At 50.4% G+C, this 11,342-nt stretch carries 12 protein-coding genes; 1 reads left to right on the plus strand and 11 read right to left on the minus strand.

Going from position 1 to position 11,342, the window contains the following annotated elements:
* The 9 genes from ACP5D0_RS08000 to carA form a co-directional block, all read right to left on the minus strand.
* Positions 1 to 298, minus strand: a 298-nt coding sequence (locus tag ACP5D0_RS08000; RefSeq protein WP_472365143.1) for a thioredoxin family protein, incomplete at its 3' end; no start/stop codon positions are given.
* 72 nt (positions 299 to 370) lie between these two features.
* Positions 371 to 1,255 (minus strand): ROK family protein, encoded by an 885-nt coding sequence (locus ACP5D0_RS08005; RefSeq protein ID WP_472365144.1) that lies wholly within the window; start codon positions 1,253 to 1,255, stop codon positions 371 to 373.
* Positions 1,256 to 1,261: 6 nt separating this feature from the next.
* Entirely contained in the window at positions 1,262 to 1,909 is a 648-nt protein-coding gene (locus tag ACP5D0_RS08010; RefSeq protein WP_472365145.1) for a class I SAM-dependent methyltransferase, read from the minus strand.
* Between the two features lie 3 nt (positions 1,910 to 1,912).
* Complete coding sequence (locus ACP5D0_RS08015) at positions 1,913 to 2,680, minus strand: ferritin-like domain-containing protein (RefSeq protein WP_472365154.1); 768 nt, start codon at positions 2,678 to 2,680, stop codon at positions 1,913 to 1,915.
* 158 nt (positions 2,681 to 2,838) lie between these two features.
* Positions 2,839 to 3,198, minus strand: coding sequence for a hypothetical protein (locus ACP5D0_RS08020; protein ID WP_472365146.1), 360 nt, complete (start codon positions 3,196 to 3,198; stop codon positions 2,839 to 2,841).
* A 148-nt stretch (positions 3,199 to 3,346) separates the two neighbouring features.
* Positions 3,347 to 3,826, minus strand: coding sequence for a DUF4149 domain-containing protein (locus ACP5D0_RS08025; RefSeq protein WP_472365147.1), 480 nt, complete (start codon positions 3,824 to 3,826; stop codon positions 3,347 to 3,349).
* A gap of 28 nt (positions 3,827 to 3,854) precedes the next feature.
* Entirely contained in the window at positions 3,855 to 4,331 is a 477-nt protein-coding gene (gene greA / locus ACP5D0_RS08030; protein ID WP_472365148.1) for a transcription elongation factor GreA, read from the minus strand.
* Between the two features lie 83 nt (positions 4,332 to 4,414).
* Positions 4,415 to 7,627 (minus strand): carbamoyl-phosphate synthase large subunit, encoded by a 3,213-nt coding sequence (carB, locus tag ACP5D0_RS08035; RefSeq protein WP_472365149.1) that lies wholly within the window; start codon positions 7,625 to 7,627, stop codon positions 4,415 to 4,417.
* Positions 7,628 to 7,646: 19 nt separating this feature from the next.
* A complete protein-coding gene (gene carA / locus ACP5D0_RS08040; RefSeq protein ID WP_472365150.1) occupies positions 7,647 to 8,783 on the minus strand; it encodes a glutamine-hydrolyzing carbamoyl-phosphate synthase small subunit in 1,137 nt (378 codons plus the stop codon).
* A 326-nt stretch (positions 8,784 to 9,109) separates the two neighbouring features.
* Between carA and ACP5D0_RS08045 the strand changes: the two genes are divergently transcribed.
* The gene (locus ACP5D0_RS08045; RefSeq protein ID WP_472365151.1) at positions 9,110 to 9,334 is read left to right on the plus strand and encodes a DUF2798 domain-containing protein; all 225 of its coding nucleotides are present in this window, start codon (positions 9,110 to 9,112) and stop codon (positions 9,332 to 9,334) included.
* Positions 9,335 to 9,361: 27 nt separating this feature from the next.
* On the opposite strand, the gene arfB is transcribed toward ACP5D0_RS08045, so the two are convergent.
* Both arfB and ACP5D0_RS08055 read right to left on the minus strand, forming a co-directional pair.
* Positions 9,362 to 9,799: an alternative ribosome rescue aminoacyl-tRNA hydrolase ArfB gene (gene arfB, locus ACP5D0_RS08050; protein WP_472365152.1), complete on the minus strand. Its 438-nt coding sequence runs from the start codon at positions 9,797 to 9,799 to the stop codon at positions 9,362 to 9,364.
* A gap of 40 nt (positions 9,800 to 9,839) precedes the next feature.
* Positions 9,840 to 11,342 (minus strand): methyl-accepting chemotaxis protein (locus tag ACP5D0_RS08055; protein ID WP_472365153.1); only part of this gene is annotated, 1,503 nt, incomplete at its 5' end.

Below are 11,342 nucleotides of genomic sequence, written 5' to 3' on the forward strand. Positions count from 1 at the left end.
TTTCCTGCATCACCTTTTGCAAACTGAAACTGCGTACTTCTTCAATAAACCGCTGTCCGGTAAAAAACACTTGTAAGGTCGGCAAGGTAAACACGCCGTTCTGTGAACAAATATCCGTCACCTCATGGCAATCCACATACACCATTTTCATGGCCGGATAAGACGACTCGACCCGCTCAAGCAGCTTCGGTTTGATGGCATGACAAACACTGCAATCACGCCCACCAAACAAGACCAACAAGGCGGTTTCGGTTCGCTTCAGGTCGTCCAGTTGCTCTAAGGTCGTAATATTTTCCAATGCACCCTTCTCCATTTTGATTAACCGTTTTCACCAGGCCTGGTAAAACGCAATATCGACTCTCACAATCTCTCACAGCCAAGCCGCCCCGCGAACCCCGCTTGAGTCGCCCCATTTTGCGCTCACCAAACGGGTATCCACTCGGTCGCTGAACACCCATTGACCCCAAAGCTCCGGAACGCGTCGATACAACAACTCGATATTCGATAAACCGCCACCTAGGACGATGACATCCGGATCCACCACATTGATCACACTGGCCAATCCTTTCGCTAACCAGTGTGCATACAGTTCCAAATGCCTTTGACAAAGGTCATCGCCGGCTTCAGCTGCCTGCACAATGGCTTTTGCGTTTAACTTGCGACCATCCTGTTTTTCAAAATGCGCCGCCATCCCCGGTCCCGACAAAAACGTTTCCAGACACCCCTTCTGACCGCAATAACACGGATGCATTTCGTCCTTCCCCGAAGGCCACGGCAACGGGTTATGCCCCCATTCTCCGGCAATGGCATTCACCCCGTTCAAAACCTGTCCATTCACCACCAAACCGCCACCACAGCCGGTGCCCAAGATAACGGCAAAGACCACGTCTTCACCCGCCGCGGCGCCGTCAGACGCTTCCGATAACGCCAAACAATTAGCGTCATTTGCCAACACGATGGTTTGAGATAAAGTAGCCGATAAATCAGTGGCCAAATCCCGCCCGATCAAACAGGTCGAATTGGCATTTTTAATACGGCCAGTTTGCTTGGACACGGCGCCGGGAATACCAACCCCTAAACGTGGAAAAACACCAAATTCAGCCTCGACGCGCTTAACCAACGAGACCAAAGTCGCCAGAATCCCCATATAATCGCCCTGCGGGGTTGCCACCCTTTCTCGAAACAAGATGCGGTTTTCGTCTCCCAACACCACCACTTCAATTTTGGTTCCGCCCAGATCTATGCCCACTTTCATTGTTGCTTATTTTCCCAAATACACACTGAAATCATTGGGCAGATACCCGTCTTCCAGCACCACCTGTGACGCGAAGGTGGTCGAATAATCCTGAATGTCCTGCGGTATAAAACTCTGTAACAAAGCGCACCCGGATGTCCAAGGATCCTGCGCATTCAGTAAATTAAAGGCTACGCCGTATTTCGCCAGACAGTACATTTTGCGAATCAGACCTTTCGCATAATCCCCTTCTTTCCCCGGCGGATCCACCACCTCATTCATCGCACCGGAACAGACGACAAAGTCAAACGCATTCGCTGGCCAATCAAAGTCAAAGAGTTCTCCTTGGCGTAAAGACACCTGAGAATATTTCAATCCGGCCGCTTGAACCATGTCGGGCGACACGTCGATACCGGTGTAACTGAAATTCGCCCCCAATGAAACCAAATAGGCATGAAAATCGCCAAAACCGGCGCCCACATCCAATAGATGGAATGACCTAGAAACATCGTTTTGCAAACCATAACGCCACAAAAGTGACGCCAAAACCTCAAAGCGAATTTGTTGTGCTTCTGTGTTACTCCAATACAAAGCGGTCGCGCCGTAACCGCGTTCCTGAATCGAGCGCCGGTGACGCAGAATGATTCGCTGCCGATGTTGTTCACTGAGCCTCATGGGTTAAGCCGACTCCAACGTTTTCAGCCAGGCAATTTCTGCATCACTGAAACCGGCTTCTTGTCGCGCTTCAAAGTTAAACGGCCCTCTCAAGTCGCCATGAAAATAATCGTCTATAATCTGAGTAAAGGTCTCAAACGGGTTTAAATTACGCTGCTGACACAAAAACCGAAACCAGCGCGTGCCAACTTCCACATGACCGATTTCATCCCGCAGCAGAATCTTCAAAATTTCCACCCCCCGTTTATCGCCCACTGCACGCAGTTTCTGGATCATCGGTGGCGTCACATCCAATCCGCGTGCTTCCAAGGTTCTTGGCACCAGCGCCATCCGAACCAACGGATCATGATCGGTTTCATAAGTGGTCACCCAAAGACCGTTGTGTGCAGGAAAGTCGCCATACTCATATCCAAGATGAGCCAAATGCTCGCGCACCATTTGAAAGTGATACGCCTCTTCACCCGCCACCCCGAGCCAGTCTTGGTAATAGTCATACGGCATCGCTTGAAAACGATAAATCGCATCCAGTGCCAGATTAACGGCATTAAACTCAATATGCAAAATCGCATGCATCAAGGCTGCATGCCCTTCTCTTGAACCAAGTCGGCGCTTGGGCAAATCTTTCGGCGGAACCAGATCCGGCTTGGACGGGCGCCCGGCATCGGGAACTTTTTCGATGGTCTCGGTGGGCTGAAAGTGAAACCCACCCGTCGCCCATTGCTGCTGCAGTTCCCTCAATAAAGTGACTTTTTCATCCAGATCACAGGCCATCAGGCAGGCGTGGGTATGTTCAAACAAACTCTGTGTCACGTGCGTCGGTTTTCCAAAAATTTATCATTTTACCCAGACAAAAAAAGCCGACAAATTGTCGGCTTTATCCAATCTCATTCAACCCTTGTCGTAACGACACAGGCGAGAGACGTTTAGGCTTATCGCTTGAAGTAATAAGTTGCCATCAAATAAGGCGTGCCACGGTATTGCTTGGCATCAATCGAGTCAAACAAACGTGCCCAACGCGCACGATCTTCAGGCGTCATGACATAAGAAGGATTCAAGCCCAACGTCTTGTCACCGTAAGTGGCTTCAATTTTACTTAACTCGGCAAAACACTCACCAACAGTGGTTTTTTGCTCGTATTCACGCGCGGCCGTCGCGCCTTTTTCTTTAGCCAGCTTGATAATGGTGTCGCCATCGGCAACACACAAATCGTATTTTGTTTCCGCAGCCTGTGCGTTCATGGAAAATGCGGCCACTGCTGCAACAAATAGCGCCTTTAATGTTAGTTTCATTCAAACCACTCCGTTATCTTACCGTTTTATTTATATTAGAATTTAATCATTTACCGTAGCTATTTTCAGCCTTTTCCATTGAAATTGCAACCGTAAAGCCAGAGTTTAAGCGATAAAATAATTAAATGCTTATAAGCTTTCTTTATGGTTAATGTTTGGGTTTCACACTAACGGCGTCATGGCTCCGTGCGAACCAAAGCCCCCAAACAATACAACACAGCAGCATTAACAGAAACAGCATTTGAGAAATACCATGCCACTGAGCAAAGGTCAAACCATAGATGCGAGACGTCGCCACATCCAGGGACTTCAAGGCCGACATCAAAGGTGAAACGCCCCACAGATTCAGCGCCACCCATAAAATTGCGCTCACCAGAATGGCTTCACGCGCCCAATAAAAACGCCTTTGCAAGGCCAACACCAACAGCATTAACGACAGCCAGACCAGGTCGAATCCGTAAAGCCCCGTCAAAAAAACACCCATTAGCTGACCCGCCTGCTCCGAACTGAGACCATTAAACAACACGGGTGCCACTATGTAACCAAGGGTGATGTTCGCCGTCAGCAACAGCGTCCAAGCCATCACATAAAAGGGCGGCGTGACAGCCTGTCTATCAATTCCTCGCATCGGCGGTTTTCCAAATTACATTCGCAGATTAAATATATTGAATCTCAACAATTTCATAGTCAATATTGCCACTGGGTGCCTTCACGACAACCTCTTCGCCTTCTTCCTTGGCAATCAAGGCTCGGGCAATCGGTGAATTGACGGAAATCTTATTTTGTTTCAAATCCGCTTCCTCTTCACCAACAATCTGATAGGTCACTTCTGCTTCCGTTTCCAGATTCATGACCGTCACCGTGGCACCAAACACCACCTTGCCGTTCGGCTTCAGCTTGGTCACATCAATAATTTGAACACGCGCCAGAATGTTTTCAATCTGACTGATCCGCGCTTCAATCATGCCTTGTTGTTCACGTGCCGCATGATACTCGGCGTTCTCCTTTAAATCGCCATGCTCACGAGCTTCCGCAATGGCCGTTGAAATGGCTGGTCGCTCCTCTTTTTTCAATCTTTGCAGCTCAACCTGAAGCGCATCGGCTCCCTGTTTGGTCATAGGATGTCTTTGCATTATATCTCCTCACCTACTTTCTAGCTGTAACAAAAAACGCCGAGCCAAAGCCCGGCGTTTTCTAAAAATAACCGAACTTAAAACTAAGTCGCCTGCAACTTAGTCACCTTCTGATTGTCCAGATAATCCATGGACGCCACCATGGCTAAAGCACCCGCCATGGTGGTGGTATAACAGGTCTTATGCATTAGAGCTTCTCGGCGAATACTGGACGAGTCTTTAATGCTCACGGAACCATCCGACGTATTCACAATCAAATCCACCTCTTCATTAACGATGGAATCCACAATATTCGGACGCCCTTCAGTGACCTTATTAACAATTTCACAGGCGATATTCGCCTCTTCCAGTGTCTTCGCCGTGCCACGCGTGGCCAGAATGGTAAAACCTTTCGCCACCAGCTGTCTGGCGAGATCCACCACCTTCTCTCGATCCGCCTGACGCACACTTAAAAACGCTTTACCTTCAGTCGGCAGGACGGTTCCGCCAGCCAACTGCGCTTTGTGATAGGCTTCCGGAAAGGTATCACCGATCCCCATGACTTCACCGGTCGATTTCATTTCCGGCCCAAGAATCGGGTCCACACCCAGGAACTTAATGAACGGGAAAACCGCTTCTTTGACTGAGAACAGGGTCGGGCGAACTTCCTGCGTAAATCCTTGCTTATCCAGCTTTTGCCCAACCATACAACGCGCGGCGATTTTGGCTAAGGGCTTACCAATGGCTTTGGAAACAAACGGCACGGTTCTGGAAGCGCGCGGATTAACTTCCAGCACATAGATCTCCTCACCTTTCACGGCAAACTGCGTATTCATCAACCCAACCACTCCCAATGCCTTGGCCATTTTTTCCACCTGCACACGGATTTCATCCTGAATGTGCATCGGAATACTGTAGGGCGGCAAAGAGCAGGCCGAATCGCCCGAGTGAATACCCGCTTGTTCAATGTGTTCCATCACGCCGCCGATGACCACACGCTCGCCATCGCAAACCGCATCCACATCCAGTTCAACCGCATCGTCCAAGAAACGATCCAATAAAACCGGGGAGTCGTTTGACACTTTGACCGCTTCGGTCATATAACGCGACAAATCCGCATCGTTATACACAATTTCCATCGCGCGCCCACCCAAGACATAAGACGGACGCACCACCAAGGGGTAACCGATTTCGTTGGCCAAGGCAATGGCTTGGTCTTCACTGCGCGCGGTACGGTTCGGCGGCTGTTTCAAATCCAGCCCATGCAACATTTGCTGAAAACGCTCCCGGTCTTCTGCCAGGTCGATGGATTCCGGCGAGGTTCCAATTATCGGAACACCAGCCGCTTCCAAGTCTTCCGCCAGTTTCAACGGCGTCTGACCGCCGTACTGCACAATGACCCCTTTCGGCTTTTCAACCTCGACAATTTCCAAAACGTCTTCCAACGTCAAGGGTTCGAAATACAAACGGTCGGAAGTATCGTAATCGGTGGAAACGGTTTCCGGGTTACAGTTGACCATAATGGTTTCGTAACCATCTTCGCGCATCGCCATGGCGGCGTGCACACAACAGTAATCAAATTCAATCCCTTGACCTATGCGGTTCGGACCGCCGCCCAACACCAGAATCTTTTCACGATCGGTTGGTTGCGCCTCACATTCCTCTTCATAAGTCGAATAGAGGTAAGCGGTTGACGTTTCAAACTCGGCCGCACAGGTGTCCACCCGCTTAAACACAGGGCGAATATTTAAAGTATGACGAAACTTGCGAATAAAGGCCGCATCGGTGGACAGCAAATCGGCCAGTCGGTTATCGGAAAAGCCTTTGCGCTTCAACTGACGCAGCAGCGTTTCATCCAACGCATCCAACCCGCGCTGTTTAACATCATCTTCAATATCGATCAGCTGCTTAATTTGCGACAAAAACCAAGGGTCAATTCGTGAGGTTTCATAGACCATTTCCAGCGTCCATCCGGCACGAAACGCTTCGGCCAGATACCACAGGCGATCCGAACCCGGCGCACGCAACTCTTGACGCAACACATCCTTAATTTCTTTTTCATCCATGGTGGCCAAAGGCATGATTTCATCAAAACCGTTTTTGCCGGTCTCCAGCCCACGCATTGCTTTCTGCAACGATTCTTGAAAGTTTCGCCCCATCGCCATCACTTCGCCCACTGACTTCATTTGAGTGGACAAGCGTTTATCGGCCTGCGGAAACTTTTCAAAGGTAAACCGTGGAATTTTGGTGACCACATAATCAATGGACGGTTCAAACGAAGCCGGCGTCGCACCGTCGGTAATGTCATTACTGAGCTCGTCCAGGGTATAACCGACCGCCAGTTTAGCGGCCACCTTGGCAATCGGAAAGCCAGTGGCTTTCGACGCCAGGGCCGAAGAGCGCGACACCCGCGGGTTCATCTCGATGATAATCATGCGCCCGGTTTCGGGGTTGATCGAGAACTGGACATTGGATCCCCCAGTTTCAACCCCGATTTCACGCAAAACCGCCAAAGAGGCGTTTCGCATGATTTGATATTCTTTATCGGTCAGAGTCTGTGCCGGTGCCACCGTAATGGAATCCCCGGTATGCACCCCCATCGGATCCAGATTTTCAATGGAACAGATAATGATAGCGTTATCGTTTTTGTCACGCACCACTTCCATCTCATATTCTTTCCAGCCCAGAATCGACTCCTCAATCAACAACTCTTTGGTCGGTGACAAGTCCAGACCGAACTTACAAATCTGTTCGAACTCGGCTTTGTTGTAAGCAATGCCCCCGCCGGAACCGCCCAAAGTGAACGACGGACGAATAATCGTCGGGAAACCAACCTTTTCTTGAATCTTCCAGGCCTCTTCCATATTGTGCGCCACATCCGACACCGGCATGTCCAAACCGATTTTCGTCATCGCCTGACGGAAGCGGTCGCGGTTTTCCGCTTTATCAATGGCATCGGCATTGGCGCCGATCAACTCGACATTGAATTCTTCCAACACCCCGTGTTTATCCAAGTCCAGCGCACAGTTCAAAGCGGTTTGTCCGCCCATGGTCGGCAAAATCGCATCCGGACGCTCCTGCTTAATAATGTTGCGAACCGTTTTCCATTCAATCGGCTCGATATAGGTCGCATCGGCCATTTCCGGATCGGTCATAATGGTTGCCGGATTGGAGTTCACCAGAATGACGCGGTAACCTTCTTCTTTCAATGCCTTACAGGCTTGTACACCGGAGTAATCGAACTCGCAGGCCTGGCCGATAATGATAGGACCCGCACCAATAATCAGAATACTGTCTAAATCACTTCTTTTTGGCATCTCTTTAATTTCCTATCACTTATGCTTGTTTGTATTTTTTAATATTGTCGATGAACTGGTCGAACAAAGGCGCGACATCGTGCGGCCCTGGACTGGCTTCCGGGTGCCCCTGGAAACTGAACGCCGCTTTATCCTTGCGCTGAATCCCTTGCGAGGAGCCGTCGAACAGCGAACTGTGCGTCGCTTCCAAACAGTCCGGCAACGTCTCCGCATCCACAGCAAAGCCATGGTTCTGTGCGGTAATCATCACTTTCTTGGTTTTCAAATCCTGCACCGGATGGTTTCCGCCGTGGTGACCGAATTTCATCTTCACGGTTTTCGCACCGGACGCCAGTGCCAGCAACTGATGCCCTAAACAGATACCGAAAACCGGAATATCGGTTTTCAAGACATCTTGAATCGCTTCGATGGCGTAATCACATGGCTCCGGATCGCCCGGGCCATTCGACAGGAAAACCCCATCTGGGTTCATCGCCAAGACTTCATTCGCCGGCGTTTTCGCTGGCACCACCGTCAGCTTACAGCCGCGGTCTGCCAACATACGCAGAATATTGCGTTTGATGCCATAATCGAACGCCACCACGTGATACGGCGTGTTATCGGAACAATCTCTATGCCCTTCGCCCAATACCCAAGTGCCTTCAGTCCAAACGTAAGTGTTCGGGGTAGTGACCTCCTTGGCCAAGTCCATGCCCTTCAACCCAGCAAACCCCTTCGCCTTCGCCACGGCCGCTTCGGCATCAATCTCATCGCCGGCCACAATAATGCCGGACTGAGCCCCTTTGTCACGCAGAATGCGCGTCAACTTACGCGTGTCAATATCGGAAATTGCCACCACGTTTTGTTCTTTCAGATAATCGGGAAGAGATTTTTCCGCGCGGAAGTTGCTCATTAACGGCGGGCAATCACGAACAATCAAACCCTGAGCCATAATCGCGGGCGATTCTTCGTCTTCGGCATTCACCCCCACATTGCCGATATGTGGATAGGTCAGTGTCACCAATTGTTTGTAATAGGAAGGGTCTGTCAGAATTTCCTGGTAACCCGTCAAGGAAGTATTAAAAACCACTTCACCAATTGTTTCCCCCGTAACCCCTAAAGAGGTTCCCCAAAACAGGGTGCCGTCTTCCAAAGCCAATAAAGCTGTCTGTATCATTGATGTGTTCCGCCCAACAGAGATTCCGTGATACTTTTGAAGCGTGCATATAAAAAAACGGAGCCAACTCCCATTCAGGAATTCACTCCGTTTTAAATGCGTAAACAGTGGGCTGCACCGCCATGAATCGTTCGACTCCAAAAGTCTGAAAATATTAATTTAAAGATTACGCGGATTGTACTTGATTCAGGCCTAGGTGTCTATAGGCCACCGCCATTAAAAGCCATGTTTCAGTCAGCCATCCGTCCACAGCAACGTCAGGCCTGGTCAAATTTGTGCGCCGCGTTTACACTATTGCGTTTAACCCTAACAGGACATAGATTGCCATGTTTTCAAAACGCTTTCACCGTATCGTTTTTGCGTTTACGATGTCGATACTGATGACCATTATTATGACGGCGGTCATTACCACTGTGAACACCGGCATAGACGCCTATTTTGCACAACGCTGGTGGAACGCCCTGCTCGTCGCATGGCCCATTGCATTTCTTGCCATTCTGATGATCGGCAAACCCATCCAACAGCTTACGGCCAAAATCTGTTCAAAATAGTCACCTCGCGCCGTTGAGTCGGTTCCATCATCCATCAGACAAACCGCTTGAACGTCTTAGCGACTTGATCTCGCTGCGCTGTCGTTTATGCGCTAGCCGCTTTAAACGCTCGCGTTTCGGCGGCCGAGTCGCTAAGCGTGTCTTCGGGCGCAGCAAAACCGACTCCACCAAATCTCGCAAACGCTTTAGAGCTTCCTCACGATTGGCAACCTGAGTACGGTGCGATTGCGCTTTAATGATCACGTAACCGTCTTTGGTGACACGACGGTCAGACAGCTTTCGTAAACGCTGCTGAACCGCTTCCGGCAGCAACGACGCCGCTATGTCAAATCGCAATTGCACCGCCGTTGCGACTTTATTGACGTTCTGTCCGCCCGCACCCTGCGAGCGGATTGCCTGCCAAGACACCGCCCCCCAAGGAATGACCCAGCCATTCGACAATTCAATCCCATTCTCATGCTTCAAAAAGTCTGCCCCTTTCTCCGCTCGTCTGCAACACAAGCGACTATAGACTTTGCAGCTGTCGCTCCCCTGAGTGACCGACCGATTCCTCCTCGGCCAACTGCCCCTCCATTTCGTTTATGGCCTCCACAACCACGCGACTGAGTCGCTCCAACTCATCCAAATTCGCCTCAGCCGCGGCAGAATCCCCAACCGATTGCAGCTGAATAATTTTACCGATATGGGCATGCATGGCTTGGTGATTTTTTTCCAATGCCTGATAACTTGGGAAAGCGGCATAGTGTTGCCCGGCACCGTAAATCCACTGCCCCAGTTCGCACGCCTTTGGATCCACCGCTTTTTGTGGATCCACGCCGACATCAAACCCATGAATAAAGGCTCTGGCCTTGGCTCGCCACTGCCGATGCGCCATCCGAATACGAACAAAATTCGCATCCGCCCCCAGCGCACTTTTATGGGCACGCGACTTGATCTGGAAAGTCTGCGCATTCTGTGTCATCGCCTGGGTTAAACGTTCCAATTGCATGGCGGTTTGACTGGTGTTTTCAGCCATCAGGGCATTTTTCTGCACTTGAGAATCAATGTCCGAAATCGCGATATTCACTTGCGAAATGCCTTGCGTCTGCTCTTGGCTGGACTTAGAAATATCATCAATAATCGTCTGCACTTCATGGATCGACTGATGAATCTCGTTGAGCGACTGACCGGAATCGTTGACATAACGCGAGCCCTGCTCAACCTTCTGCAAGGTATCTTCAATCAGGCCGCGAATTTCCTTCGCCGCATCAGCGGACTTTCCAGCCAGATTACGCACCTCGCCGGCCACCACGGCAAATCCACGGCCATGCTCACCGGCACGTGCCGCTTCCACGGCCGCATTCAACGCCAACAAATTGGTTTGAAATGCAATCGAATCAATCAGCGTGATGATGTCGCCAATCCGCTCACTGGCCTGGCTAATCGCCTCCATCGACTCAATTGCGGATTGCATCACTTTGACACCTTGTTCGGCTTTGAGCGCCGCACTGCGTGTCTGCTCGGCCGCTTCTTTCGCATTTTCAGAACTGCTTTGCACCGCGCTGGTCATCTGCTCCATCGACGCCGAGGTTTGTTCGATTGACGCCGCCTGACTTTGCGAACTGGAACTCAACGCTTGGCTGGCACGGCGCACTTCCTGACTGTCGCTGTCGATCAGATCCGACACCTCTTTCACGCCAGAGAGAATATCGGAAATATTCTCCATACTAACCGTCAGCGCCTCTTTCACAACCCCGAAATACCCCGGGCAAGGCTGATCAATAGTTTGCTGAAAATCCCCCACCGACATGGCAATGGCGACATCCGTGGACATATCAATGGAACGCACAATGGAATCCAACGTCATATTCAAGGCTTCAGCAATGGGATAAAAATCCGCATCCGCTTTGGTCAAATCCACCCGACAACTCAAATCCCCCACCAAGATACCATCATGGATTTTTCGCACTTCCGACATTAACTGGGCGGTGAGCGTTCGATCTTGCCATTCCACCACTGTGCTCACGTG

The organism is Hydrogenovibrio sp., assembly GCF_049975065.1.
Classification (GTDB): Bacteria; Pseudomonadota; Gammaproteobacteria; order Thiomicrospirales; family Thiomicrospiraceae; genus Hydrogenovibrio.